This is a genomic window from Flavobacterium sp. KACC 22763, assembly GCF_028736155.1.
GTDB lineage: Bacteria > Bacteroidota > Bacteroidia > Flavobacteriales > Flavobacteriaceae > Flavobacterium.
On record NZ_CP117879.1, the window covers coordinates 1300345 to 1326075 of the forward strand.

27 protein-coding genes are annotated in these 25731 nt (G+C 32.1%); 8 read left to right on the top strand and 19 right to left on the bottom strand.

Features of this window, described 5'->3' with window-relative positions:
- Nucleotides 1-165: 165 nt before the first annotated feature.
- The 5 genes from ilvD to acs all read left to right on the top strand — a co-directional run bounded on the left by ilvD (nucleotide 166) and on the right by acs (nucleotide 8134).
- Nucleotides 166-1839, top strand: a complete 1674-nt coding sequence (ilvD, locus tag PQ463_RS05615; RefSeq protein WP_111378208.1) for a dihydroxy-acid dehydratase — start codon at nucleotides 166-168, stop codon at nucleotides 1837-1839.
- Nucleotides 1840-1897: 58 nt separating this feature from the next.
- On the top strand, nucleotides 1898-3586 hold the full coding sequence (gene ilvB, locus PQ463_RS05620) for a biosynthetic-type acetolactate synthase large subunit (RefSeq protein ID WP_111378044.1): 1689 nt from the start codon (nucleotides 1898-1900) through the stop codon (nucleotides 3584-3586).
- 90 nt (nucleotides 3587-3676) lie between these two features.
- Nucleotides 3677-4198, top strand: coding sequence for an acetolactate synthase small subunit (ilvN, locus tag PQ463_RS05625; RefSeq protein WP_095929307.1), 522 nt, complete (start codon nucleotides 3677-3679; stop codon nucleotides 4196-4198).
- A gap of 60 nt (nucleotides 4199-4258) precedes the next feature.
- On the top strand, nucleotides 4259-5728 hold the full coding sequence (gene ilvC / locus PQ463_RS05630; RefSeq protein WP_111378043.1) for a ketol-acid reductoisomerase: 1470 nt from the start codon (nucleotides 4259-4261) through the stop codon (nucleotides 5726-5728).
- A 495-nt stretch (nucleotides 5729-6223) separates the two neighbouring features.
- Complete coding sequence (gene acs, locus PQ463_RS05635) at nucleotides 6224-8134, top strand: acetate--CoA ligase (protein ID WP_274256718.1); 1911 nt, start codon at nucleotides 6224-6226, stop codon at nucleotides 8132-8134.
- 53 nt (nucleotides 8135-8187) lie between these two features.
- Here acs and PQ463_RS05640 read toward each other — a convergent pair whose 3' ends face one another.
- The 5 genes from PQ463_RS05640 to PQ463_RS05660 all read right to left on the bottom strand — a co-directional run bounded on the left by PQ463_RS05640 (nucleotide 8188) and on the right by PQ463_RS05660 (nucleotide 12894).
- The gene (locus PQ463_RS05640) at nucleotides 8188-8586 is read right to left on the bottom strand and encodes a hypothetical protein (protein WP_274256719.1); all 399 of its coding nucleotides are present in this window, start codon (nucleotides 8584-8586) and stop codon (nucleotides 8188-8190) included.
- Nucleotides 8587-8771: 185 nt separating this feature from the next.
- The gene (locus tag PQ463_RS05645) at nucleotides 8772-9368 is read right to left on the bottom strand and encodes a 3'-5' exonuclease (protein WP_111378040.1); all 597 of its coding nucleotides are present in this window, start codon (nucleotides 9366-9368) and stop codon (nucleotides 8772-8774) included.
- A gap of 3 nt (nucleotides 9369-9371) precedes the next feature.
- The gene (locus PQ463_RS05650; RefSeq protein ID WP_274256720.1) at nucleotides 9372-11288 is read right to left on the bottom strand and encodes a DUF294 nucleotidyltransferase-like domain-containing protein; all 1917 of its coding nucleotides are present in this window, start codon (nucleotides 11286-11288) and stop codon (nucleotides 9372-9374) included.
- Nucleotides 11289-12144: 856 nt separating this feature from the next.
- A complete protein-coding gene (locus PQ463_RS05655; protein WP_274256721.1) occupies nucleotides 12145-12405 on the bottom strand; it encodes a hypothetical protein in 261 nt (86 codons plus the stop codon).
- A 27-nt stretch (nucleotides 12406-12432) separates the two neighbouring features.
- Nucleotides 12433-12894 (bottom strand): hypothetical protein, encoded by a 462-nt coding sequence (locus PQ463_RS05660; RefSeq protein WP_274256722.1) that lies wholly within the window; start codon nucleotides 12892-12894, stop codon nucleotides 12433-12435.
- A 133-nt stretch (nucleotides 12895-13027) separates the two neighbouring features.
- Here PQ463_RS05660 and PQ463_RS05665 point away from each other — a divergent pair, with 133 nt between their 5' ends.
- Nucleotides 13028-13486, top strand: coding sequence for a hypothetical protein (locus tag PQ463_RS05665; protein ID WP_274256723.1), 459 nt, complete (start codon nucleotides 13028-13030; stop codon nucleotides 13484-13486).
- Between the two features lie 256 nt (nucleotides 13487-13742).
- Here the strand turns inward: PQ463_RS05665 and PQ463_RS05670 are convergent, their stop codons facing one another.
- From PQ463_RS05670 to PQ463_RS05725, 12 genes are all read right to left on the bottom strand, one after another.
- Nucleotides 13743-14597: a hypothetical protein gene (locus PQ463_RS05670; RefSeq protein WP_274256724.1), complete on the bottom strand. Its 855-nt coding sequence runs from the start codon at nucleotides 14595-14597 to the stop codon at nucleotides 13743-13745.
- A gap of 4 nt (nucleotides 14598-14601) precedes the next feature.
- Entirely contained in the window at nucleotides 14602-15111 is a 510-nt protein-coding gene (locus PQ463_RS05675) for a hypothetical protein (RefSeq protein WP_274256726.1), read from the bottom strand.
- A gap of 152 nt (nucleotides 15112-15263) precedes the next feature.
- Nucleotides 15264-15818 (bottom strand): hypothetical protein, encoded by a 555-nt coding sequence (locus tag PQ463_RS05680; protein WP_274256727.1) that lies wholly within the window; start codon nucleotides 15816-15818, stop codon nucleotides 15264-15266.
- Nucleotides 15811-15981, bottom strand: a complete 171-nt coding sequence (locus PQ463_RS05685) for a hypothetical protein (RefSeq protein ID WP_274256728.1) — start codon at nucleotides 15979-15981, stop codon at nucleotides 15811-15813. The genes PQ463_RS05680 and PQ463_RS05685 overlap by 8 nt, the downstream gene beginning before the upstream one ends.
- 121 nt (nucleotides 15982-16102) lie before the next feature.
- A complete protein-coding gene (locus tag PQ463_RS05690; protein WP_274256729.1) occupies nucleotides 16103-16522 on the bottom strand; it encodes a hypothetical protein in 420 nt (139 codons plus the stop codon).
- Nucleotides 16523-16626: 104 nt separating this feature from the next.
- The gene (locus PQ463_RS05695; protein ID WP_274256730.1) at nucleotides 16627-17130 is read right to left on the bottom strand and encodes a hypothetical protein; all 504 of its coding nucleotides are present in this window, start codon (nucleotides 17128-17130) and stop codon (nucleotides 16627-16629) included.
- Nucleotide 17131: 1 nt separating this feature from the next.
- Complete coding sequence (locus PQ463_RS05700; protein ID WP_274256731.1) at nucleotides 17132-17866, bottom strand: hypothetical protein; 735 nt, start codon at nucleotides 17864-17866, stop codon at nucleotides 17132-17134.
- Nucleotides 17867-17970: 104 nt separating this feature from the next.
- Nucleotides 17971-18138: a hypothetical protein gene (locus PQ463_RS05705; protein ID WP_274256732.1), complete on the bottom strand. Its 168-nt coding sequence runs from the start codon at nucleotides 18136-18138 to the stop codon at nucleotides 17971-17973.
- A gap of 3 nt (nucleotides 18139-18141) precedes the next feature.
- Nucleotides 18142-19335 (bottom strand): hypothetical protein, encoded by a 1194-nt coding sequence (locus PQ463_RS05710; protein WP_274256733.1) that lies wholly within the window; start codon nucleotides 19333-19335, stop codon nucleotides 18142-18144.
- Between the two features lie 72 nt (nucleotides 19336-19407).
- The gene (locus PQ463_RS05715; protein WP_274256734.1) at nucleotides 19408-19674 is read right to left on the bottom strand and encodes a hypothetical protein; all 267 of its coding nucleotides are present in this window, start codon (nucleotides 19672-19674) and stop codon (nucleotides 19408-19410) included.
- Nucleotides 19675-20153: 479 nt separating this feature from the next.
- Nucleotides 20154-20537: a hypothetical protein gene (locus tag PQ463_RS05720; protein WP_274256736.1), complete on the bottom strand. Its 384-nt coding sequence runs from the start codon at nucleotides 20535-20537 to the stop codon at nucleotides 20154-20156.
- An 86-nt stretch (nucleotides 20538-20623) separates the two neighbouring features.
- A complete protein-coding gene (locus PQ463_RS05725) occupies nucleotides 20624-21040 on the bottom strand; it encodes a hypothetical protein (RefSeq protein WP_274256738.1) in 417 nt (138 codons plus the stop codon).
- 143 nt (nucleotides 21041-21183) lie between these two features.
- Between PQ463_RS05725 and PQ463_RS05730 the strand changes: the two genes are divergently transcribed.
- Nucleotides 21184-22413: a multidrug effflux MFS transporter gene (locus PQ463_RS05730; protein WP_274256739.1), complete on the top strand. Its 1230-nt coding sequence runs from the start codon at nucleotides 21184-21186 to the stop codon at nucleotides 22411-22413.
- A 132-nt stretch (nucleotides 22414-22545) separates the two neighbouring features.
- The gene (locus tag PQ463_RS05735; RefSeq protein ID WP_238989964.1) at nucleotides 22546-22845 is read left to right on the top strand and encodes a DUF4242 domain-containing protein; all 300 of its coding nucleotides are present in this window, start codon (nucleotides 22546-22548) and stop codon (nucleotides 22843-22845) included.
- Between the two features lie 145 nt (nucleotides 22846-22990).
- On the opposite strand, the gene PQ463_RS05740 is transcribed toward PQ463_RS05735, so the two are convergent.
- Together PQ463_RS05740 and PQ463_RS05745 are read right to left on the bottom strand one after the other, a co-directional pair.
- The gene (locus tag PQ463_RS05740; protein ID WP_274256740.1) at nucleotides 22991-24256 is read right to left on the bottom strand and encodes an NAD(P)/FAD-dependent oxidoreductase; all 1266 of its coding nucleotides are present in this window, start codon (nucleotides 24254-24256) and stop codon (nucleotides 22991-22993) included.
- Nucleotides 24257-24336: 80 nt separating this feature from the next.
- Complete coding sequence (locus tag PQ463_RS05745; RefSeq protein ID WP_274256741.1) at nucleotides 24337-25671, bottom strand: DEAD/DEAH box helicase; 1335 nt, start codon at nucleotides 25669-25671, stop codon at nucleotides 24337-24339.
- Nucleotides 25672-25731 lie beyond the last annotated feature (60 nt).

Consider the following 25731-nt stretch of genomic DNA (forward strand, 5'->3'; position numbering starts at 1 on the left):
AATGATGCAAATCTCAATTATTATTACTTCTGTCGTTGTTGTCAATGTGATTCACACATCTGCATCGGGAATGTTATAAATATAATTGAAAGACTATATTACAAACCTTCCAAATACTGGAAGGTTTTTTTTTTGAATAAAAATTAAAAATTAATATAAACAATAATGGAATTAAATAAGTACAGCAAGACCATCACACAAGATCAAACACAGCCTGCGGCACAAGCTATGTTGTACGGAATTGGTTTAACTGAAGAAGATTTAAAAAAAGCACAAGTTGGTATTGTGAGCATGGGTTACGATGGTAACACTTGTAACATGCACTTGAACGATTTAGCAAAAGATGTTAAAAAAGGTGTTTGGGATGCAGATCTTGTCGGACTTATTTTTAATACCATTGGTGTCAGTGACGGTATTTCTAACGGAACTGAAGGTATGCGTTACTCACTAGTTTCTCGTGATGTAATTGCAGATTCTATCGAAACTGTTGCTGGAGCGCAATGGTATGATAGTATTATTGCAATTCCTGGTTGCGACAAAAATATGCCTGGAGCATTAATCGCAATGGGAAGATTAAACCGTCCGTCAATGATGATCTACGGTGGTTCTATTCACTCTGGAAAATGGAAAGGAGAATCTCTTAATATTGTTTCTGCTTTTGAAGCTTTAGGAAAAAAAGTAAAAGGGGAAATCACTCCAGAAGATTTTAAAGGTGTTATCCAAAATGCTTGTCCGGGAGCAGGTGCTTGTGGTGGTATGTATACTGCAAATACAATGTCTTCTGCAATTGAAGCATTAGGAATGAGTTTGCCTTATAGTTCTTCTAACCCTGCTTTAAGTCAGGAAAAAAGAGACGAATGTCTTGAAGCTGGAAAAGCAATCAAAATATTATTAGAAAAAGATATTAAGCCAAGAGATATTATGACTCGTAAGGCTTTCGAAAACGCTATTACAATTGTAGCCGTTTTAGGAGGTTCTACAAATGCGGTTATGCACTTAATCGCAATGGCTCACTCAGTTGGAATCACAATTACTTTAGATGATTTTCAAGCAATTAATGATAGAACACCAGTATTGGCAGACATGAAACCAAGTGGTAAGTACATGATGGAAGACATTCACGAAGTGGGAGGTATTCCAGCAGTTATGAAATACTTATTGAAAGTTGGACTTATTCACGGAGATTGTTTAACTGTAACAGGAAAAACAGTGGCTGAAAATTTAGCTTCAACTCCAGATTTGCAAGACGGACAAGAAGTTATTCATGAAATTCAAAAAGCATTAAAACCAACAGGGAATATCCAAGTTTTATACGGAAATCTTGCATCTGAAGGTGCTGTAGCAAAAATCAGCGGAAAAGAAGGAGAATATTTCGAAGGTCCAGCTGTTGTATTTGAAGGTGAATTTGAAGTAATTCCAGGTCTTCAAGCCGGAAAAATTAAACCAGGTAATGTAGTCGTCATTAGAGGTTGTGGGCCAAAAGGTGGTCCGGGAATGCCTGAAATGCTGAAGCCTACATCTGCGATTATTGGAGCTGGATTAGGAAGCAGTTGTGCACTAATCACAGACGGTAGATTCTCGGGCGGTTCGCACGGTTTCGTGGTAGGTCACGTTACACCAGAAGCATATGATGGTGGTGGTATTGCACTAGTAAAAGATGGAGATTTAATTGCCATCGATGCTGTGAAAAATACAATCGACCTGAAGATATCTGACGAAGAATTTGCAGCAAGAAAAGCAGCTTGGGTTAAGCCAGCTTTAAAAGTTGACAGAGGGGTTTTACTTAAATACGCTAAGTCGGTTTCTAGTGCATCTACAGGATGTGTAACCGATAATTAATTATAAAAAAATCAAAAATCAATTTCAGCAACATTGAAATTGATAAAAAAAATATACTATGAAAATATCAGGGGCAGAAGCCGTTATAAGATGTTTATTAGCAGAAGGAGTAGATTTAATTTATGGTTATCCAGGTGGAGCTATAATGCCAGTTTACGACGAATTATATAAATTTCAAGATCAATTGCACCATGTTTTAGTACGTCACGAACAAGGTGCAACGCATGCAGCTCAAGGTTATGCAAGAGCTACAGGAAAAGTTGGGGTAGCAATTGCTACTTCTGGTCCAGGAGCTACAAACTTAGTAACTGGTATTGCAGATGCTCAAATTGATTCAACTCCATTGGTTTGTATTACAGGTCAAGTTGGAAGACACTTATTAGGGTCTGATGCATTTCAGGAAACAGATATTATCGGAATTTCAACTCCGGTAACAAAATGGAATTTTCAGGTAACTGAAGCGTCTCAAATTCCTGAAATCATTGCAAAAGCATTTTATATTGCTCGTTCTGGACGCCCAGGGCCTGTATTGGTTGATATTACTAAAAATGCTCAGTTTGATGAGTTAGATTTTAGTTATGAAAAATGTACAGGAATTAGAAGCTATGTTCCGGTTCCGAAATTAAATTTAGATAAAGTTGCTGAGGCTGCAGCTTTAATTAATAGTGCAAAAAAACCGTTTATTGTTTTTGGACAAGGAGTTATTTTGGGTCAGGCAGAAGCTGAGTTTAAAGCAGTTGTTGAAAAATCTGGAATTCCAGCAGCATGGACAATTTTAGGTTTATCAGCATTGCCGACAGACCATCCTTTGAATGTTGGTATGCTTGGAATGCACGGAAATTATGCGCCAAATTTACTAACAAACGAATGTGATGTTTTAATTGCTTTCGGAATGCGTTTTGACGACCGTGTTACAGGAAAATTAAGCACTTATGCTAAACAGGCAAAAGTAGTTCACTTCGAAATTGATCCTGCAGAGGTTGATAAAAACGTGAAAACAGAAATTGCTGTTTTAGGAGATGTAAAAGAATCTTTAGCTGCTTTACTACCATTATTAGATGCAAAATCTCATGATGCTTGGCATAATGAATTCAAAGAATTAAGCAAAGTTGAATTTGATTCCGTAATAAAAGAAGAATTAAATCCAACAAACGGTAAAGGAATTTCGATGGGAGAAACTATCGAAATGATCAACAAACATTCAAAAGGAGACGCAATCATTGTTTCAGATGTTGGTCAGCATCAAATGTTTGCTTGCCGTTATGCTAAATTCAATTCGACAAAAAGTAATATTACTTCGGGAGGTTTAGGAACTATGGGATTCGCATTGCCTGCTGCAATTGGAGCAAAAATGGGAAAACCAGAACGTGAAGTAGTAGCGATTATTGGTGATGGAGGCTTCCAGATGACAATTCAGGAGCTTGGAACAATCTTCCAAACAGAAGTTCCAGTAAAGATTGTGGTTTTAAACAACGAATTCTTAGGAATGGTTCGCCAATGGCAAGAATTATTCTTTGATAACAGATATGCTTCAACAAAAATGATAAATCCAAATTTCATTGCCATTGCTGAAGGATACCATATCAAATCTAAAAAAGTTACACAACGTGAAGATTTAGACGCGGCGGTCGCTGAGATGCTGGCTTCAAAAGATTCATATTTCTTAGAAGTTGTAGTCGAAAAAGAAAACAACGTTTTCCCAATGATTCCAACAGGAGCTTGTGTATCAGAAATTAGATTAAGTTAAGGAAAAAGTTTCAGGTTTCAAGTTTCATGTTCCATGTTCTCATCAGAACTTGAAACTTGAAACCTGAAACAAATAAAACTAAAAAACAACATGGAAGATAAAACATTTACCATATCGGTATATTCAGAAAATAATGTGGGTTTATTAAATAGAATATCTGGAATATTCTTAAAGCGTCACATTAATATATTAAGTCTAAATGTTTCAGAATCAGAAATAGAGAATGTTTCAAGATTTATCATTGTAGTAAATACAACTGAAAAATGGGTTCAGAATATTGTAGGCCAAATTGAAAAACAAATTGAAGTAATAAAAGCATTTTATCATACAGATGAAGAGACTATTTTCTTAGAAAATGCTTTGTTTAAAATAGCTTCAAGTTTGTTGTTTGACGAAAAACAAATTCAGAATATCATCAAAGAAAGCCAGTCTACAATTGTGACAGTTTCTCGTGATTTCTTTGTGATTTCAAAATCAGGAAGACGTTCTGAAATTGAAGAATTATACCAAAAGTTCAAACCATACGGAATTATGCAGTTTGTACGTTCGGGAAGAATATCGGTTTCTAAACAAAAAATGGAGATTTCTACATTATTAGAATCCTTTAAATAATAAAATCTTAGTTATATATAATCAATATTAAATTTCATTTCATTAAATATTAAAACAAAAATGGCAAATTATTTCAATACATTACCACTTAGATTACAATTAGAACAATTAGGAGTTTGCGAATTTATGGAGCAATCAGAATTTGCAGACGGAATTGCAGCATTGGCTGGAAAAAAAGTTGTAATTGTGGGTTGTGGAGCACAAGGTTTGAATCAAGGTTTAAACATGAGAGATTCTGGTTTAGACATTTCTTATGCATTGCGTGCAGATGCAATTGCAGAAAAAAGAGCTTCTTATAAAAATGCAACTGAAAATGGTTTCAAAGTAGGAACTTACGAAGAATTGATTCCAACTGCAGATTTAGTTTGTAACCTTACACCAGACAAACAACACACTGCTGTGGTAACTGCTATTATGCCATTAATGAAACAGGGATCTACTTTGTCTTACTCTCACGGATTCAACATTGTAGAAGAAGGAATGCAGATTCGTAAAGACATCACTGTTGTTATGTGTGCTCCTAAATGTCCAGGTTCTGAGGTACGTGAAGAGTACAAAAGAGGATTTGGAGTTCCAACTCTTATCGCTGTTCACCCAGAAAATGATCCAAACGGATTTGGTTTAGATCAGGCAAAAGCTTACGCTGTAGCAACTGGAGGACATAGAGCTGGAGTTCTAAGATCATCTTTCGTAGCTGAAGTAAAATCAGATTTAATGGGTGAGCAAACTATTCTTTGTGGTTTATTGCAAACAGGATCTATTTTATGTTTCGATAAAATGGTTGAAAAAGGAATCGATGCTGCATACGCTTCTAAATTAATCCAATACGGATGGGAAACTATCACTGAGGCTTTGAAACACGGTGGTATTACAAATATGATGGATCGTTTAAATAATCCTTCTAAAATTGAAGCTTACGAATTGGCTGAAGAATTGAAAGATATCATGCGTCCATTATTCCAAAAACACCAAGACGATATCATTTCTGGAGAATTCTCTAGAACTATGATGATTGACTGGGCTAATGATGATGTTAACTTATTGAAATGGAGAGCTGCGACAGGAGAAACTAACTTCGAAAAAACAGCTCCACAAGAAGCTCCAATCTCAGAGCAAGAATATTTTGACAATGGAGTATTAATGATTGCAATGGTAAAAGCTGGTGTTGAGTTAGCTTTCGAAACAATGACAGAAGCTGGAATCATTGAAGAATCTGCTTACTATGAGTCATTACACGAATTGCCATTAATTGCAAACACAATCGCAAGAAAGAAATTATTCGAAATGAACCGTGTAATTTCTGATACTGCAGAATACGGATGTTACTTATTTGATCATGCTTGTAAGCCATTATTGACTGAATTCATGAAAAAAGTAGAAACTAATATTATTGGTAAGCCATTTTCAACTTCAAACGGAGTAGATAATGCAGTACTTATCGCTGTAAACAGAGAAATTCGTCAACATCCTATCGAAGAAGTAGGAGCTTGGTTGAGAGAGTCTATGACAGCAATGAAAAAAATTGGATAATAAAATTTGGGAACTTCCGCAGAACAGATTTCTTTCTGCGGAATTTGCACTGTATCAATGATTTGTAATATTTTGAATTAGTAAGCACTTATTAAGAAAAAAGATATAGATGCATATTGCATTCACTTAACTTCAGAGAGTGAGTAAGTTAAGTGAAGCGGATCCCTAAAATGGGGTATATTTTGAAGAAAAATATACTTGTTGAAATTTCTGTTTTAATTAATAAAGATGCTGCTATTTTCAAAATAGAAAAAAGTCACGCAGTGCGGTTACAAAATTAATTGTTATTGAAATTTGTTAAATTAAAAAAGGCATAATATCTATTTATTATGCCTTTTTTGCCCTTAAGTAATAATAGAAATTAAAGTTTTAAAATAATTTCAGATAATTATCATATTTTATTAAATAAATATTTCTTTTTAATAAAATTTATGAATTAAATTATTTCACGGATACGTTCAGATTTAATACATTTATAAAAAAATTCAACAAACGATGAGCTATTACAAAATTGAAAATTTAGAACAATACTTTAAACATTACAATAAGTCAATAAGAGAGCCAAGAAAATTTTGGGGAAAAATAGCTGAGGAGAATTTTACATGGTACCAGCAATGGGAAAAAGTTGTTGATTTTAATATGGCTGAAGCAGAAGTAAAATGGTTTACAGATGCTAAGGTTAACATTACCAAAAACTGTATTGATAGACATTTAAGCAAAAGAGGAGAGAAGACGGCTATTATTTTTGAACCGAATGATCCTTCTGAAGAGGCTTTACATATATCGTATAATGAATTATACGAGCGAGTTTCAAAAATGGCAAACGTTCTTCGCGAGCAAGGTGTTCGCAAAGGAGACAGAGTTTGCATTTATTTGCCAATGATTCCAGAATTGGCTGTTTCTGTTTTAGCTTGTGCTAGAATTGGAGCAATTCACTCAGTTATTTTTGCTGGATTTTCTGCTTCTGCAGTTTCTGCAAGAATTAACGATTGCGAGTGTAAAATGGTAATTACATCAGACGGAGGTTATAGAGGAAACAAAACAATCGATCTTAAAGGAATTGTAGACGAAGCTCTAGAAACTTGCCCTTCTGTTACAAAAGTATTAGTTGCAAAAAGAACAAATACTAGTGTTAAAATGAAAGATGGTCGTGATATTTGGTTGCAGCCATTATTAGATGCAGCTCTAGACAATAGTGTTGCTGAAATTATGGATGCTGAAGATCCTTTGTTTATTTTATATACTTCAGGATCAACAGGAAAACCAAAAGGAATGGTTCATACGACTGCTGGTTACATGGTTTATACTGCGTATACTTTTAAAAATGTTTTCAATTACGAAGACAATGATATTTTCTGGTGTACAGCAGACATCGGATGGATTACAGGTCACTCTTATATATTGTACGGACCATTATTGAATGGAGCTACAACCGTAATTTTTGAAGGTGTTCCTTCTTACCCAGATTTTAGCCGTTTTTGGGATATTATCGAAAAACATAAAATTACACAATTCTATACTGCGCCAACAGCAATCCGTTCATTAGCAAAAGAAAGTTTAGATTATATTCAAAAATATCCTCTTAAATCACTTAAAGTTATTGGGTCTGTTGGAGAGCCAATCAACGAAGAAGCTTGGCACTGGTTTAATGACCACGTAGGAGATAAGAGATGTCCAGTTGTAGATACTTGGTGGCAGACAGAAACTGGAGGAATCATGATTTCGCCAATTGCTTTTGTAACACCAACAAAACCAACTTATGCTACGTTGCCATTGCCTGGAATTCAGCCAGTTCTGATGGATGAAAAACGTAATGAAATTGAAGGAAACCAAGTAGTTGGTAGTTTATGTATTAAATTTCCTTGGCCTGGAATTGCTAGAACTATCTGGGGAGACCATCAGCGTTATAAAGACACCTATTTTTCTGCTTTCCCAGGAAAATATTTTACAGGAGACGGAGCTTTAAGAGATGAAGTAGGTTACTACAGAATTACAGGTAGAGTAGATGACGTTGTAATTGTTTCTGGTCATAATTTAGGAACTGCACCTATTGAAGATGCTATCAACGAACACCCAGCTGTAGCAGAATCTGCTATTGTTGGATTCCCACATGACATTAAAGGAAACGCCTTATATGGTTATGTTATTTTGAAAGAAACGGGAGAAGTTAGAGATAGGACGAATTTGAGTAAAGAGATTAATCAGTATATTTCTGATCACATCGGGCCAATTGCAAAATTGGATAAAATTCAATTCGTTTCTGGTTTGCCAAAAACTCGTTCTGGAAAAATTATGCGTAGAATTTTACGTAAAATAGCAGAAGGAGATAATTCTAATTTTGGTGATACTTCAACATTATTAAATCCAGAAATTGTAGACGAAATTATTAAGGATAGAATTTCTTAATTGAAATAAACATAAAAAAGCCTCTATTTTATAAGAGGCTTTTTTTATGGCATTTATTGCTGTTGTGTTTTTTTTAAAATTGCATCATTTATAAATGTGAGTTGTTCCATATTGCTTAAGTTTGTAAGTGACAGAATTCCATTTTTATTTTCATTAATTCCATTTATTCTAAAACAAAACTCATTCCCATCTTTATCTCTAAAGGTCACAAATTCAGTGGTGTCATCTGAAAAATTTTGGCAACTGTTTGAGATCGTATATTTATACATTACTTTCATTTGGTTGTTTACATAATTATAAACTTTTCCATCTTGAGTAAAACTCCATTTTGTATTTCGGTTTGCATTTGAATACCAATTTCCTAGAATGCGTTTAGAAGAGGGATCTTGATCTTGTGCGAAAACTGTTGATCCTGAAAATAGTAATAGCAGTATAAGTAATAAATTTTTCATGGTTCAAACTTTATAAATATTTCTATCATAAAATTACTGATTTACTTAATTTGAAAAATGAATGAGCTTATAATTTTCTGTTAAAAGCTTCTATTGATAAAAAATGCCTCTTAAATTATTAAAAGGCATTTTTTATATGATATTTATTGGAATTTGGTATTTTAAAAATTGATTATTTTTTTAATTTATTTAATTCCCAATCGAGATTTCAATTTTAAGAAAAGAAGTCCAATTCTATAAGCATCCTCAGAAGAAGAGTTGCGATCACTTTTTGGAATTTTATAAATTCCGCATAAATCATCAAGAGAAAATTGTTTGTCATTTATATCAGTCAATTTTCTGTACATTACATCAACATCCAAAGCTTCATTTTTTAGTCTTCCACAATTTAGGCGCTCGAGAGCTGCGTTTAGCATTTCAATATCAAAGTTGATATGATGCCCAACCAAAATAGAATTTCCAATAAAATTCACAAACGCCTCAAGTGCATCAGGTTCAGGCATTTTCATCATTTTGCTTTCAATGATGAATTCATTAGAAAGTCCGTTGTCTTGAAGATACTTGTACTGCAGTAAGACTGTTTCAAAATTTTCTTTAATAACAATGCTATCATCTATAACTGAAAAGGCTCCAAGTGATAATACAACATCCTTATCCGGATTTAAGCCAGAAGTTTCAGTTGATAATACAACAAACTTGTTAGGTTTAGTTTCGAATTTAGTTAAATAGTCTTTCCAGAAATCTGGATAGTCTTTATTGATATTTTTCAGCCAGTCTAGCATATTTTATGAGAATTGTGTCAATTGAAATTTACTCTTAATAAGTTCCTCCAGATCTTTCATTGGGGATAATGCATTTTTTAATTTCTCTTTGTCAGATTTTGACATTTCTCTTAAATTAATATATTGGCCAGAGTCGTCATTTTTTAATCCTTCAACAGTTCTAAATTTAGAAAGTGTCAAGAAAGCTTCTGCACAGCTTAAATAAATTTCAGCATTTTTAGAATCTGTAATAGCTAATTGTTTGAATCTTAGATAAGTATTCTGGATTCCTTTTATATTGGCATTTAGTATTAATAAACGTGCTCCGTCAATCAAAGGCATCAAAGCTCTGGTTTTGATATCAAATTTATCTTTATTTGGACCATCTTCTTCAGTTATAAACTTCTTGAAGAAACTTAAAGGAGAATTTCTTTTTAAAGCATCATTTCCTAAGAAATCAAAGAATAAAGTATTGTTGACGGCATTTTTGAAAATCACGTTTTCTATTGCTTCTTCAATTTTTGGTTCTCCAAAAACAATTTCATAATCAAAGAAAATGCTGCTCAAATCATTACTATTTTCACCTGGAGTATTCATCCAGCTGTTGTATTGTTTTGTCCAGTCACTCAATGATTTACACCAAAGCATATTGCTTGCCATGTGCCCGTTTGGACAATAATCATAACCTACTTTTTCTAATATAGAAGTAGCGCGTTTTGCTAATCTTAAGAAATAATCTTTTACTTCTCTATATTTTTCAGGAGTAACATCTTCAAAAATTAAAATACTATCCTGATCTGTAAGCAACAACTGCTCCTTACGCCCTTGACTGCCAATGCTTAACCAAGCAAAACGTGCAGGAGGGGAGCCTAAATCTAAAATTGCTAGTTCTACTGCTCTTTTTATAATTGCTAGATTAATCTCACTTGCAATATTGCTGACATGCGAGATTGGAATATTTTTTTGAATCGAATTCTGAATCAAATCAGATAGACGATCGCGTATTTGTTTTAAATCTTTTGGAAGCTGCGAACGCTTAATTTCTTTAATTAACACACCTGGGTTACTAGCTTGAGCAACAATAAGATCGTGTTCAGAAATAATTCCTTTTACAACAGATTTACTCGTGCCATCTTTAGTTACACATAAGTGAGTTACGTTATGTTTGAGCATTAGCAATTGTGCTTCTGCCAAAGAGACATTTTCTAAAACCGTAACAACAGGAGACGACATAATTTTGTCAATGGTTTCACTAATAGGATAGCGTCCTGTTGCAATTTTTGATGATAAATCGGCATTGGTAACAATACCAATTGGATGATTTTTCTCGCCGCAGATTATGATATTGTCTACCATTGAATCTGTCATTAAAATCGCGACATCTTTAATTATAGAGCTTGCCTGAGTAGTTAGAGGCGAATTATTATAGTTAAGTGACTGAATGTATTGCATTTCTGTCTGCTGATCAATGTAGTCACTGTCAGAAACTAGCTTGCCATTAGAGCTAACACTATCTTTTGTATGACGTGAATTTACAGCAAAACTTTCCAATAGAAAGTTCAATACATCAGAATTATTAGCAACAAAAGGTCTGAAAACAGCGATAGGAATAGCATAAATAATGCTTTCTTCACGTGCTTTAGCCGTCATCATGTAGTTGTTTTTAGCAAAAAACGGGCGTAAACCAAAAATATCACCTTCATGACATTTATTTATAATGGTTTCTTCGGCGTCTGCAATAGTAGTTAGATTAATGACACCAGAAGCTACAACATAAAAACTTTCATGAAGCGGATCGTTATTTTGAAATAGTACCGCATGCTTTTCTAAATTGATGACACGAATATTCGTGGCAATATCCGATAATTCCTGGAAGGTTAAATTATCAAACGGTTTGTATTCTTTTAAAAAATCTGCAATATGCTCAGCAACTGTATTCATATAAGTGATAATTTATTTTTAAAGTATCGAATGTAAAAATAGTAAAATAAAGTCTTACAATGAAAGTATCTTTAGCAGAAACTAATTATTTTAAAGAAATGTTAAAAGATAATAGCAATAAGACTTTAAAAAGAATTTATGTTTTCAAAATTTGAATATTTCTGATTTTGAAAAAAGACATTTCATTTATTAAAAACTAAATGCCCAAAAACATGCTTGATGATTTTGCGATATTTGAAAATATTTTTTTTTAAAAATTATATAGCGCAATTATAATCGATTTCAATTTAGTGAAAAAATGGCTAAGTTGATGCATAAGTTCCTAAATCAAACAGCTTGAATTTTTAATATTTGAAAAAAAGATAATTTTAAAATCATACAGCGCATTTATGATCAATTTGAGTTTTGAATAAAAATATTCTAATTGATGATGTATGCATAAATCAAGTCTGTCAATTTTTCAATATTTGAAAATTTTTTTAAAATTAAAATCGTACAGCGTATTTATACGAGTTTTGAAATTTCCATTTTTTAAAACAAAATTGTTTCGTTATAAAGTATAGAAGTAAGGAAGCTAAATTTCCAATATTTAGAAACATTTTCATTTTAATATCATACAGAAGATTTATAAGGTAGTTTCTCAAATTTTCTATTTTACATAATATAAATTATAGTTCACAATATATACACTTTAAAACTTCTAATTTATTGATTTTTAAAGCTTTGTTTGTTTTCTCAGTCATTTGACTTTGCTTTTGTAATGTTAGACACTTTCACTGAATTATGCAAGTATTTATAAAAGAAAAATTTGAACATAAAAAAACCCCGATATTTTGGGGTTTAATTATTTGAACTATTATTCTATTTCTTTCCAAAATAACGTGTATCTATTATTTGATGAATATTGTTTAGCAATTTCATCATCGAAGTTTTTATTTTCAAAATCTTGTTGATATTGTAGCAATTCACTAACTATTGCAGGAACTATATAAATTCCTTGTATCTTATTTCTTTTGCTATATTGTATACCGTATTTTTCTACTAATCTATGTCTTTCCTGTTGAGCGTATTCAAAAGTAACACTTTTTAAATGATCTAAATTTTCTGTAATTTCCATATTTTCTATTAACTTTTAGATTAACAATTAATTCAAACTTTTATAGGGATTTTCGTTAAAAACTTCTTTACCGTTCTTAAATAATTGAAAAAAATTCTTGCTCTTTCCTTTTGTTGCAATATCAACTTTATATACGTCATTTCCAACAACATAAATTGAACCTCTAAATACCGCGTTTCCATTTCCTGCTCCATAGTCAAATTCATAATCTAATCTTGTATTATCAGATTGCACAGTTATTACATAATCATCACATTGATTTGGTGCTGTTGGATATTCCAAATAGCTTTCAGCAATATTCTTTTCCTCATCATATATATTAATAATATTTTTTGGAATAGAAAATTCAGGATAATATTTGTTGACTAATTTAATAAATGATAATTGCTCACTAGTTAATTTTTCGGGAACAGACCTTGTAAATTTCTTTTCCTGAGAATGAACTGAAATTGCAATCGTTAAAAAAAATAAAAGAGTAATTTTTTTCATGGTATTTTGATTAAGATTAAACGTGTTAAAAGTTTTCAAATATAATGCCAATAATTTTAATTATACTTTGTGCAGTGCTATAAAAGAATAAATAATTATATTAGTTTGAATAAATAAATTTTATTAAAACATTATGAATGACAATCAATTTAAAGATTTAGACAAAATTTTAAAATATCTTTTGCATTACCATGGTCAAGATGTAAAAGTAAAGGAACTTATGGCAAATGTTTTTAATACTAATTCTGAAATAGATGAAACTAAAGATGTAACAGAGTATATGGCGCATGGTCTAAAAGCTTTAAATAAATCAGATTATATAAAAAGCCTATTAAAATACCTTGAGAATGAAAGTTTAATAGAATCCAATACTACAAAAGATCCAGATTATAATACGGTAAAAATTACTACAGTTGGGATCATTAAAATAACAACTAATGGTTTTTATAAAGCGCATGTTATAAACAAATTTGAAATTTTTACAAAAATTGTAACTCCAATATTAGCGGTATTAGGATTTATACTTTCTGTAGTTAATTTTTTTTTTCCTAATTGTGGTAAAGCTATATTAGAATTTATTTTCTGTAATTAATTTATTTTTTCGTAATTATAGTAAATAAGCCTTTGTAAATCAATACAAAGGCTTATCTTTAATAAATTCATCAAAGTATTGTCTAGACAAGTACCTACCTGTTTTTCGATGATACACATTAATATAATGGTAGTCAAAACCAACTTTTCTAAGCCAGTTATGTAAATAAAATATTGATTTGCAGTATTCTATTTTTATAGGAGCTACATTTTTATCTTTATGAAAAACTGTACAGCTGTAAGGTGTTGGCGTAGTATTAGCCATAAACTTTACTTATTTGAACTTCTACATCTTGAAGTAAGTTTTTGATTTTGAAACCACCGTTAACGCAAACAAATGTAGAAATATCGAACTCACCTTTTTTAATAATACTTGTACCGTTTTCGATATAATTGACCAAAAGCCAAAATTCATTAGTTCTAATATCTGTAAAAATCCAAATCTGTAAACCGTAAGGATATGCAGTTTTTGAAGTTGTCAATTTTACATAATAATCGCCGAATTGAACTATACTGCCGTTGTTTTGAACTGGAAAAGATGTTACTAGATCATAACCATTTTTGATATAATTCGGGTTTTCACCTTGAAATTCTAAATTATCTACGTGGGTAGAATTTCTATATGTGTCAATTCCAAGAGTATAAAATTTATTATCTCCTTGAATAGTTCCAAATCTTAAAAAAGAATAAACTCTAGTATCTACTTGATAGCCTGACCCCTGTGAAAACCTGCCATCTATACGAAATTGTGGTAAATCATACTCTTTTAGATATCTAAGAGGTTTTTTCTGAAAATCATTAAAGTTTGAAATTTCTAATGCTGAGCCATTACTATAAGGAACACTTAGATATATTTCTGTATAAGCTAATGCAAAATGATTTTCGGGGATTACATTCAAGTCTATATTGCTTAAATCGTTAATTACTGCAAGCATTGGTAAACTATCGTAATTGTTAAATTGAACACCTGTAACTCTTTTATTATCAACATATAATGCCAGTATAAAAAATGGTGTTTGAATTTCTTTTACAGCATATCCCTGTTCATAGTCGAAAGGAATTTCTTTAACCTTAACTGCGTAGGTATCATCTATGTATTGTATGTAATTCATTTTTTTAAAATAAGGTTAGTTTTTTCTTGTATTCTGAATCAAGTAATTCACGAACATCTTTTCTTAAATCTCTACGAGTAAATAAGTAGTAGCATCTGGAAACAAGTTCTACGGTTGCAGGCTGTTTAATTCTTGCAAGTTGTTGATATGCTTCTGAATCATTTTCAGTCCATCCTTTAGGATTTAATTTGTCCCAAAAACTTGAATCGCCAGTTTGGATATGTGTACCAAATGCTACTGCAATGCTTCTAGCTATATCATGAACTTCTGTTCGAGTAGTAATTTTTAATAACGCTTCTTGAAGTGTTACAGGATTTTCAGCAATTACTCTTGTCATTGCTTTTTCATTATCAGCATCATTTAAAGCGTAGTTTGCTTTTTGATCGTCTATGTACCTTTTAATAAAAGGATAACCGAAAATAATTGCCAAAACGATGATCCAGTATCTTTCTAAGAAGTCTAAAAGCCAAACTTTTGGGGCTTGGCTTTCAGAGGTTTTAGGAGTTCTATTCATTACTTCTTTTTTAGAAGTCTAAAGCCGATAAATACAACAATTGCACCACCAACGATAAGAACTAATTTTTTGTTATTTGCGTAGAAATCTTTTACTTTTTGTAACATAATAATATTTTTAAATTGTTAATTATCTTCTTGTTTTTCGTTTGTTTAGACTGTAACGATAACGGTTAAAACAGTATAAAAAAAAAGCAGTACGGGAATAATCAAATAATTGAATTTGAATCTTCGCTTAGTTGTCACAGTAACACCTTTTAAATTAATGTCACCTAAAATGTCAATAGCATCGTCAATGTCCGAATCATAGATTAAATCAGCATATTCTTTACCGTTTTCATATTCCATAATTGCACGGGCAATTGATATAAGAAATAATGAATCAACATTTTGAATTTTTTCATCTTTGCCAATTCCAGTTTTTTTTGAGATAAAATCAATATATAACGCAGTATTGTTCTCAATAACTGGTGCATACTCTGAAATTAAAAGACGAATTGTGTTTTTACCTTTTGAAATGTCATTTATAATGTCTTTCAACATGGCTCTGATTCCGTACTTTAATTCTTTAAACTGCTCAAAATGACCATCGGTATTTTTAGATTTTTCAATCTTTCCTTGCCAAGCAGATGGAGTTATGATAAGATTACCCGGATTATTATTTCTTAAACCACGAGATAAATTTTTTTGACCTAAAAAACTACGCATCTGATTCTTCTTTTAATTGTTTAGTATCATTTTTATCGCCTGATAAATCAAGTTTTTGCAATTCATCATAAACGACTTGAACACCTTTAATAATTGCCATAACTACAGCTGAGTATTTAACAATTATCCCAATAACCGAAATAACACCTTTTAATTTATTCATTGTTTTGAATGTTTTTAATGATTTTCTTTTGTTCCTTTTTTCTCTCTAAATGCTCTTTAAGCATATCTACCCCCTCATGAAGTATCAGGGGTAGAAACTTTAATAAAAACCTGAACATCTTTTATTTGCTTAAAAAAGTTCCAGCGTATCCGCCATTTTTTGCTTTTGGGTTAATGACAAATGCCATTGAATCAACAACTACTTTACCAGTACTTTTTTGCATTGTTCCCCAATGAAAAGCCTGAGAACCCGTTTTAGTATTTGTAAATGTCACAGCTACAGAGCCAAACCAACCTTTTTCAGATAATTGACTTTTTGAGGTTGTTACAGCTTTTATACTGATTAATTCTCGATTTGAAACTTTCCAACCAGTAGTTAGATACTGTTCTTGTCCAGCATTAGCACCACTTTGTGGAGTGTATTTGGTGAATTTTGCGCCTGATTTTTTAGTTTTAGGTTTCTGCTGTCTTTGATAACCGTTGTTGTTACTGTAACGATTACTGCTATAACCTCTATTTTGATAGCTATTATTATAAGCCATAAAGTATATTTTTAATGATTAAAATTATTTCTGAAATTTTCTTTAGGATAATCACTATCGAATCGACTATAAAAACTATTAAGTAAATCCGATAGTAATTTCTTTTACCTTCTTGCACGTCTGGTACCTGTTTTTTTCTGACCGAAAACTTTCCACAGGATAAAAGCAAGTACTACCGCTCCTACTCCTGCAATCCATTTCCAATGTTTTTTAAACCAACCTGAAATTGTCATGTCAACAACGCTAACACCAACATTTGCAACGCCAGTTTTTAAACCTTGATCGAGGCCATTATAAGCACCCTCTACCACAGATTTACCAAATAAATTTGCTCCTGCTCCTGCGACAGCTCCAACAGTATTAGCCGTACTTTGTTCTAAAGCTTTTGTTTGAGCATTCCAATAATCTGCTTCCGCTTGTTTACCTTGTGCTTCTGCTTCTTTAGCCATTTTTTTTGCTTCCACAGCGTCAGTAACCTTTCCGATTACTGTTTGAGCAATTCCACCAACGCCTGGAACAAAACCAACAGCAGTAGTAGCTACTTTTACCAAGTTTTTAAACGAGACATTTTTTTTAATGGACTGCCCGATTTTTTTAAAGAATCCCATATTACTGAACGTTTTTAAGTTGACGAACAACAAAATTCACGATTTCACCTTGTGATTTGTTGATTTCGATTGCGTTAACTTCTACGAGTGGTAAAGACAATCTTCCTGAAAGATTTTGAATAACCTTTCCATCACTTTCGATTGCTTGAATTGGGTCTAAATCACGAGACATTGTAAGCAATTCAAATGGAAGATATTTAACAACCTGACCATTTGAGAAATGATAAGAAATGTCGCTGATTGTATCGTTTAATGTAACGATTGCTAAATCGAATCCTGAGACATCAACTTTTTTGTTAAACTCTTCAGACCCTACAGTTTTTTGCTCGAAATGATAAACCAAATTGCTTTGCAAAGGTTCTTCGATACCATACAAATCATAAGTTTCGTCAGTATCTAAATCTTCCAATTGAATTTTGATTGATTCTTTTTCAGCTAAATAGATAGAACCATTTTCAGATAATTCACAAAGTGCGATTGTGTTACGTGCATAAGATGCGTCAGCTTGACTTTGAATACTTTCATTACCGTAAGTACTTGCCAAAATAAAATCTTTCAATTTTACTTTATTTGCCAAAATGACATTTGAGCCGTTACCTCTCTCAATGTAAATTGTAATTTTTTCATCTGCCAAAAGACTTGGTTTTAAAGTCAATGCTAAAACGAGGCTTCCAATAGATTTAGTTACTAAAATTTCAGGGCTTTTAGAAACGCCTGTAATCGATGCAATTTTCATAATTTATTTTTTTAATTGTTTAAATTTTACATTGCAAAGATTACAATGGCTTAATTTTCAGCGTTTCTATAATTTTTCATTTGTTTCTATCTTTTTCTATTTTTTTACAAAATACCATACTGTATAAGATCAGAAATGGTCAAATATTTACGTTTCAATTGTAATGAATCGATAATAGTTTGATATTCTTTTCTTGCAGTTGGATAGCTTACTTCGAGAATGTACATTAACTGAGTTTTAGAAACTTTTTGGCTTGTATTATTTGTTTTCATGGCTTATAGAAATAAAAGTTGTTGTTCTTCGAATAATTTAAAATCAAAATCATTTTTAATCTTTTCTTTGTTTCTAAACTCGTGTAGATAGAATCTGAATTTGTTATTAAACCAAGTCAGCAATTTTTTATCTGTAGTCAAATCATTGTCTTCTAACAATAAATTTAACGCAACGATGTAGCTTACTTCTTGGTTATTAGAGTAGTATTCTCTAAACAAACTTTTCGCAAGGCGCTTTTTGATAGTAGTTGTAGAAAGGTCTATTTTTGGTTTTTTGTTGACTATTGGGGCATATTTGCAAACTTCATTTTGAATCTTTTTGAAATCAAAAAATTCAATTGTTTTCTCTTTATTGATTTGACTTTTCCCAGTATTTTCCTTAAGTTCAAAGAAGCCTCTGTTTGCAATTTGAGTTAATTCAAGAAGCATATTTTTATCAAAAATATTCCAAGTCATAGCCTGAGTAACTTCCTTATTGAGTTTACTATGTTCTTGTAGACCTCTAAAAAAAGAAGCATTTAATTGATACTCAAAACGCCAAATGTTCTCATTTACAAAATCATTGGCTTTGTAGTAATTATTTATATATGGTTTTTCTGTTAATTGTAGTGACAGGGTTTTGTTGTAGCATCTTATAAGTTTTTCGCTCGTACGTTTACCAATTTGAAAACCATTAAGCAAAGAAGTGCCTTTATAAGTTTCAAAATACGCTTGAATATTTTTAGGACGCCCCGAAATAAGGTATCGACCTCTATTAATATTATTATACAAGTCACGGTAAGTATGGTCTTTGTCACATCTATCAAAACATATATCAAGTCTGTTAACGGCTTTAAAGTAATTGTTGGTTTCATCGCAAAATTTATCTAAAATGGTTTTTAATTCGTTTAATGTTTTTGTGTAGAATAAATGATTTTCAAACTGGAATTGAGCCAAATTCTCATTTATTATTGCACTTCTTGGAGATGCAAGATATTGTCCGATTTTTTCATCTTTATAATATACATCGCTTCTATTTTGAAAAATTTTTGTTCCATAATCATACTGATGCATTTTAAAATCAGAATCTTCGGAGAAGTCACCAAACGGTTGACCCTCTAAATTGATAATCAAATAATCAATATTTACAAGAACTTTCTTGGACTGTATGTTTTTTTGTCGCCTTCTTGATTGGTGACGCTCTTTATATGAAATCATGGTTTATTGATAGTTTTGGGTGAGTTAGTTGCCGTTATACCCAACGGCAACTTTTTTTGACTTTGAGGAATTTTAAAATTGTAATTCTAATTGCTGAAAAATTGGATTTGGTTTGTTGTAATAAATATCAATTTGACTTTTAACATCTGCCCAGCGATAATAATTTACATCTGTTGTCTTTTGGTGATAGACAACAAGCGACAGGCCTTTCTCATAAGTAGTGAGAATGATAAAATTATTTCGATACTCCTTTTGGTTAAGCGTTTTAAGGTAATGATAAAACGCTTTTTCATTCAATTGATAATCAACTGGAACGAAAGGTTTTAAAAACTCGACCATTATACTAAGTCGTGTTTAATTAATTTTTCAAGCAAATGTTTGTGAGACCTCACACAAAATGTAAACACCTTAGTTCGATGTTTTGCAGAAGTAATTTCTAAAACATACATATCATTACACGTAAGCGGTAACAATTGAAGTTTTATGGAGTTTTTTGTTCCCTTAAAGCGAAGAAAGAATAAGCTATTAAGTTGGATTGTTTTAAAGAACGGTGAAACTGTTCTTGTAAAATTTCGAATACAGAATTTTTTATTATGGTTCATTAACTGAACTTTTATTAAAAATTCTTGGTATTTGCAATCGAATTCGGTTTGCGATTGCAATAATTGTCTTTGGTTCATAGAATCTTATTTTTGGTGAGAAATAAGTCTATGACGTAAGAAAATGTTTCGCTTTTAGTTTAAAAAAGGAGTAAAATGTAGATTTAGTAGAACTTTGTATAAATTATAGGTCAAATTGAGATAACCCTAAAAAGGGGCTTATTCATATAATTTATTCAAAATCATCTCTTTTGGTACAATATCGCCTCCACCATTTTTTGTAAACTGAATTACGTCATCTTTTACAAATAAAACTGCGCTGGACGAAATACCGTCTTTGTCTTTTAATTTTATTTGCGCTTTATCGCCGTGCGGATAAACATGTCCGGTAACTTCCAAAATTCCAGAATTTAAATCTTTGTGTTCGCTTGTAACTTCTGCGGTTCCAAAAATCTTATAATTTGACTGAGCTATCGTAATTCTAAAAATATATTCTTTCTTACAGTCTTTGCATTTTTGGCTTCCCCAAGTTCCTGAGAATTTGTTTTGCTGTGAGAATGCTTGCATGGAAATTAAAAATGCCAGGAAAAGAAATTTTTTCATTGTAGTTTGTTTTATTAAAATCTGAACCAAATATAAATCAAAAAAGCATCACAAATTTGCGATGCTTTTTCTAAATTCTTCAAAATCTATAATTTTTTCAAATAAACCGATTTTCCATTTAATGATACATCAATTTGATTGTTTTTTTCGTTAAACGTAGTTCGTAAAGCATTCCCGTTAAAAATGGTAACCTCGCCATATACATGACCAGCTTCACTAGATGTATAATCAAATTTTACTTTTTTGTTTCCTGGCTCGATACCTAATTTGTAACTTGAAAATTTTGTGCCTCTTAAATCAAAATCTTGCTGAGAATCGATAATTTTTCCATCAGCATAAAAATTGGTAACCGATTTGCTCAATGTAATGTCTGGATAATACTGGTTTACTTTTTTTAAGAGTTCATATTGCTCAACACTGGCTTCTTCTTGTTTGGATGTAATCGTTTGAGCAAATGAAATCGTTGTGAATAAAACTGCTGCTAATAAAAGGTACTTTTTCATAATTTTAATTTAAAGATTAATAAATAGTAACACTAAATAATGTTGGCAATTACTTTAATTTATTGTTATAAACTTTATCAAGTTATACTACAAGATATGAAATCTTTACCTTTGCAGAAAATTATAAGCCACTTTTTAAGATAATGACAACAAAAAAATATATTCAGCTGATTCTAATATTAGGTTCTTTAACAGCTCTTGGTCCTTTTTCAATCGATATGTATTTGCCTGGTTTCTCAGGAATTGCAAAGGATCTAAATACTTCTGCAGCAAAAGTTTCTATGAGTTTATCCAGTTATTTTATCGGAATTTCTGCCGGACAATTGCTTTATGGACCTTTATTAGACCGTTTCGGACGTAAAAAACCTTTATTTATTGGGCTTTTGATCTATATTCTCGCTTCTTTAGGATGCATTTATGTTGCTGATATTGATGCTTTTATAATGCTTCGTTTTATTCAGGCTATTGGAAGCTGCGCTGCTACAGTTGCTTCGGTAGCTATGGTTCGTGATTTATTTCCTGTAAAAGATATTCCAAAAGTATTTTCTCTTTTAATGCTCGTTGTTGGGCTTTCTCCAATGCTGGCACCTACTATTGGCGGTTATGTTACCGAAGATTTAGGCTGGCATGCTGTCTTTTTTATACTAATGTGTATGGGAATCGTGATCTTGGCCGCTTCACAATTTGGGCTTCCAAATACATATAAACCTGATACTTCGATATCGTTGAAGCCAAAACCGATTTTATCTAATTTTCTTTTAGTTTTAAAAGAGCCTCAGTTTTATACGTATGCGTTTACAGGCGCTGTCGCTTTCTCTGGATTATTTTCTTATGTAGCAGCTTCTCCACTTGTTTTTATGGATATTTATAAAGTCGATGCTAAAACGTACGGATGGATTTTTGCCCTTATGTCAGTTAGTTTTATTGGATCTAGTCAGTTAAATTCTATGCTGTTAAAACGATTTTCAAGCGAACAGATGATTTTCGGCGCTTTAATTTCTCAATCTATAATCAGTATTATATTCTTGATTTTGGCTTTAAATGATCTTTTAGGATTGTATCAAACTATCGGAATGTTATTCTTATTCTTGGCTTGCTTAGGAATTTCAAATCCAAATACTGCTGGATTAACGCTCGCTCCTTTTGCTAAAAATACTGGAAGCGCTTCGGCATTAATGGGTGCAATTCAGCTTGGAATTGGTGCTTTGGCTTCGTTTGCAGTTGGTGTTTTTGTAAAAAATTCTGTGACTCCAATGGTAGTTATTATGACGACTACAACTATTACGGCATTTATAATTTTAAATATAGGAAAACGTTTTATCAAACAAAAAGTAGAATTATCCGCAGAAGACAGCATTGCTTCTGTTCATTGATATAGATTGTAAGTGATTAAAAATCAAAACGTAATAATTGATTTTGCGGTTTTATTTCTGTAATTTTATAGGACATAAAATGGAATGGAATCCAGAAACCATTTTAAAAACGGGGCGAAACCGAAAAGCCACATGAGTAGGAATAAATTTCTAAAGATTATGCCTAAATATGTTATTGAAAGAGAAATCCCAAATGCTGGTAAACTTACATCTGATCAATTAAAAAGTATTTCGCAGGCTTCCTGCGGTGTACTTAATCAACTAGGAACTCAAATTCAATGGGTAAACAGCTATATTACAAATGATAAATTGTATTGCATTTATATAGCACCAAATGAAGAAATGGTTTATGAACACGCAAAATTAGGAGGTTTTCCTGCCAACTCAGTAAATCAGGTTACAGGAATAATAGACCCAACTACAGCGGAATAAATGGTTAATTTTTAAATTTTTAAAATTCCAAATTCCAATTTGTTGAAAAATAAAAAAGGCAAAAAACAAGTGTTTTTTGCCTTTTTTAGTATTTAAAGCTTTCCAGCTTTGGAATTTGGAATTTCAAAATTGGAATTTCTATAATTTAGTTTTGTGTCTTTTTATCTGGACGAATAATCATTCTAAGCGATTGATCTTTTGCGAAATATGCTACCATCCAATTCCAGAAAGTATTTAATCTGTTTCTATAAGTTATCAGCGAAATTAAGTGAATGAATAGCCAAATAATCCAAGCGAAGAAACCTTTAAAATGCCATTTTGGACTTGGCAAATCTACAACAGCTTTTGCTTTTCCGATAATTGCCATTGATCCTTTATCTTTGTAAGCAAAAGGTTTAAGAGGTTTATTGACAACCATGGCTTTAAAATTCTTAGCCAGATTTAAACCTTGCTGAATAGCTACTTGCGCCACTTGCGGGTGTCCGTCTGGGAAATTTTTATCTCCTGAAGAAATCGCTGTGTCACCAATTGCATAAATATTGTCAACACCATTTACTTTGTTGAATTCATCGGTTGCCATTCTACGGCCGCGTCCGTAACTTTCCTTTGGCATTCCTTCGAAAATTTTGGCAGAAACTCCTGCAGCCCAGATTAAATTTTTGGTTTTTATAGTTTCTCCGTTTTCAAAATGTACCGTATCATCAACATAATCAACAACACGAGTGTGCAATTTAACAACAACACCAAGTTTTGTAAGGGCTTCGAGAGTATCTTTTTGCGATTCTTTGCTCATTGGTGCCAATAGAGCATCTCCTCCATCGACTAAGTAAACATTACTCGCAGAGGTTTCCAATTCCGGATATTCTTTTAATAGAATATTTTTTCTCATTTCGGCAAACATTCCCGAAACTTCAACTCCAGTTGGTCCACCTCCAGCGACAACAATCGTTAATAATTTACGACGTTTGCGAATATCTTTGCAAATAGCAGCTTTTTCAAGATTTTTAAGCAATGTATTACGCATTACGATGGCATCATTTAAAGTTTTCATCGGAATGGCGTTTTTCATCACGTTTTCCATACCAAAATAACTCGTTTCTGCGCCAGTAGCAAAAACAAGGTAATCGTATTCTAACTCTCCATTGCTTAACGTGATTTTCTTTTCTGCTGGAGAAACTGATAATAATTCGCCTAAACGAAAACTAAGATTTTTTTTACCGGCAAAGAATTTTCTAAAAGGGTAACTAATGCTCGAAGGTTCTAAAAATGCCGTGGCAACTTGATATATAAGTGGTGGAAAAAAGTTATAATTATTCTTGTCGACAAGTGTTACTTGTATTTGAGGCTGATTTACAAGTTCTTTTGCAAGATTAATTCCTGCAAACCCACCTCCAATAATGACTATTTTCATATATGTTGTATTAAGTAGGATTATAAAATAATTCCTTATAAATATACAACTTTAATATGCAATGACAATTGTCATATTTATTACTTTTTGAATTTTTTAACTGTTTTTTCAACTATATCGATTTTGTTCTGTAAGACATAACTTGCCATTAATTTCTCGATTAGTTCGTCTTTCGTTAAATGATGAAAAACTGTTTTTACTTTCGTTTTTAAATCTGCAGAAAGTTCGTGATTTGGTTTTGTTTTAAAGATTTGTCTCGCCCACAAAAGCATATTATTTTCTTCTACACTTGCCGCTGAAGGTTTTTTAAACTCAGAAAATTTAATTCCTAACTCTCTTTCAAAATCAGCAATTTCAAAGACTTCTTCTTGCTGTAATACTGTTAAAGAAAGCCCTTTTGCTCCTGCCCTTGCGGTTCTTCCACTTCGGTGCACATAATTTTCGTAAGTGTCAGGCAAATGATAATTAATGACATACGAGATTTCTTTTACATCGATTCCTCTCGCAGCCAAATCGGTAGCAACCAAGATATTAATATGACCTTCACGAAACTGCTCCATAATTCGGTCACGAATACCTTGTGTCAAACTTCCGTGAAGTGCTCCCGAAGAGAATTTGTTAATTGCCAGATTTTTGGCTAATTTATTTACAGCAGCTTTGGTTTTACAGAAAATAATACCTCTTTCGCCATCTCTTGAGTTCAAGAAATGCATTAAAACTTCTAGTTTTTCAATAGGATCAACCACAATATATTCGTGATCAATTCCTTCATTACCAACAGTTTCCATATTGGCGCTTATTTGAACTGCATTTTTATTCAAATAATTCTGAATCAGCTGTTTTATCGTTCCAGGAAGTGTTGCCGAGAACAATAATGTGCGGTGCTTTTTAGGCAATTCAGCGATAATTTCGTCTAAACTTTCTTTAAGAATCGCCACCATTTCGTCAGCTTCATCTAAAACTAAATATTCAGCTTTTTTAATGTCAATAGCTTTTCGCTGAATCAAATCAATTAAACGACCTGGCGTTGCCACAACGATTTGAGCGCCTTCTTTTAATCTTTCTATTTGCGGTTTTATTGGAGTTCCTCCGCAAATTGAAGCAATAGATATATTCGCAATATATTTTGAAAAACTTTCTAAATTTCTGAAAATCTGCTGTCCCAGTTCTCTTGTTGGAACTAAAATTACGGCTTGAACTGTTGTCGATTCTGCATTTACCAATTTTAATAAAGGCAATCCAAAAGCAGCTGTTTTTCCGGTTCCTGTCTTGGCTAAACCAACAATATCACGGGTTTCGTCCAAAAATAACGGAATTGTTTTTTGTTGAATTTCTGTTGGTTCAACAATGTTTAATTCGCTTAAAGCTTTTAAAATTGGAGCTGAAATTCCTAATGTTGAGAATGGTTTAGACATGTTCTTTAATTTTGTTTGCTTCGCCCGTTCGGCATTCTGCCTCGGGTTAAGTTTCAGGTT

Excerpts from the sequence above, each read along its gene's own strand:
- ilvD (WP_111378208.1), top strand. The coding sequence starts at position 166 with ATGGAATTAAATAAGTACAGCAAGACCATCACACAAGATCAAACACAG.
- ilvB (WP_111378044.1), top strand. The coding sequence starts at position 1,898 with ATGAAAATATCAGGGGCAGAAGCCGTTATAAGATGTTTATTAGCAGAA.
- ilvN (WP_095929307.1), top strand. The coding sequence starts at position 3,677 with ATGGAAGATAAAACATTTACCATATCGGTATATTCAGAAAATAATGTG.
- ilvC (WP_111378043.1), top strand. The coding sequence starts at position 4,259 with ATGGCAAATTATTTCAATACATTACCACTTAGATTACAATTAGAACAA.
- acs (WP_274256718.1), top strand. The coding sequence starts at position 6,224 with ATGAGCTATTACAAAATTGAAAATTTAGAACAATACTTTAAACATTAC.
- PQ463_RS05640 (WP_274256719.1), bottom strand. The coding sequence starts at position 8,586 with ATGAAAAATTTATTACTTATACTGCTATTACTATTTTCAGGATCAACA.
- PQ463_RS05645 (WP_111378040.1), bottom strand. The coding sequence starts at position 9,368 with ATGCTAGACTGGCTGAAAAATATCAATAAAGACTATCCAGATTTCTGG.
- PQ463_RS05650 (WP_274256720.1), bottom strand. The coding sequence starts at position 11,288 with ATGAATACAGTTGCTGAGCATATTGCAGATTTTTTAAAAGAATACAAA.
- PQ463_RS05655 (WP_274256721.1), bottom strand. The coding sequence starts at position 12,405 with ATGGAAATTACAGAAAATTTAGATCATTTAAAAAGTGTTACTTTTGAA.
- PQ463_RS05660 (WP_274256722.1), bottom strand. The coding sequence starts at position 12,894 with ATGAAAAAAATTACTCTTTTATTTTTTTTAACGATTGCAATTTCAGTT.
- PQ463_RS05665 (WP_274256723.1), top strand. The coding sequence starts at position 13,028 with ATGAATGACAATCAATTTAAAGATTTAGACAAAATTTTAAAATATCTT.
- PQ463_RS05670 (WP_274256724.1), bottom strand. The coding sequence starts at position 14,597 with ATGAATTACATACAATACATAGATGATACCTACGCAGTTAAGGTTAAA.
- PQ463_RS05675 (WP_274256726.1), bottom strand. The coding sequence starts at position 15,111 with ATGAATAGAACTCCTAAAACCTCTGAAAGCCAAGCCCCAAAAGTTTGG.
- PQ463_RS05680 (WP_274256727.1), bottom strand. The coding sequence starts at position 15,818 with ATGCGTAGTTTTTTAGGTCAAAAAAATTTATCTCGTGGTTTAAGAAAT.
- PQ463_RS05685 (WP_274256728.1), bottom strand. The coding sequence starts at position 15,981 with ATGAATAAATTAAAAGGTGTTATTTCGGTTATTGGGATAATTGTTAAA.
- PQ463_RS05690 (WP_274256729.1), bottom strand. The coding sequence starts at position 16,522 with ATGGCTTATAATAATAGCTATCAAAATAGAGGTTATAGCAGTAATCGT.
- PQ463_RS05695 (WP_274256730.1), bottom strand. The coding sequence starts at position 17,130 with ATGGGATTCTTTAAAAAAATCGGGCAGTCCATTAAAAAAAATGTCTCG.
- PQ463_RS05700 (WP_274256731.1), bottom strand. The coding sequence starts at position 17,866 with ATGAAAATTGCATCGATTACAGGCGTTTCTAAAAGCCCTGAAATTTTA.
- PQ463_RS05705 (WP_274256732.1), bottom strand. The coding sequence starts at position 18,138 with ATGAAAACAAATAATACAAGCCAAAAAGTTTCTAAAACTCAGTTAATG.
- PQ463_RS05710 (WP_274256733.1), bottom strand. The coding sequence starts at position 19,335 with ATGATTTCATATAAAGAGCGTCACCAATCAAGAAGGCGACAAAAAAAC.
- PQ463_RS05715 (WP_274256734.1), bottom strand. The coding sequence starts at position 19,674 with ATGGTCGAGTTTTTAAAACCTTTCGTTCCAGTTGATTATCAATTGAAT.
- PQ463_RS05720 (WP_274256736.1), bottom strand. The coding sequence starts at position 20,537 with ATGAAAAAATTTCTTTTCCTGGCATTTTTAATTTCCATGCAAGCATTC.
- PQ463_RS05725 (WP_274256738.1), bottom strand. The coding sequence starts at position 21,040 with ATGAAAAAGTACCTTTTATTAGCAGCAGTTTTATTCACAACGATTTCA.
- PQ463_RS05730 (WP_274256739.1), top strand. The coding sequence starts at position 21,184 with ATGACAACAAAAAAATATATTCAGCTGATTCTAATATTAGGTTCTTTA.
- PQ463_RS05735 (WP_238989964.1), top strand. The coding sequence starts at position 22,546 with ATGAGTAGGAATAAATTTCTAAAGATTATGCCTAAATATGTTATTGAA.
- PQ463_RS05740 (WP_274256740.1), bottom strand. The coding sequence starts at position 24,256 with ATGAAAATAGTCATTATTGGAGGTGGGTTTGCAGGAATTAATCTTGCA.
- PQ463_RS05745 (WP_274256741.1), bottom strand. The coding sequence starts at position 25,671 with ATGTCTAAACCATTCTCAACATTAGGAATTTCAGCTCCAATTTTAAAA.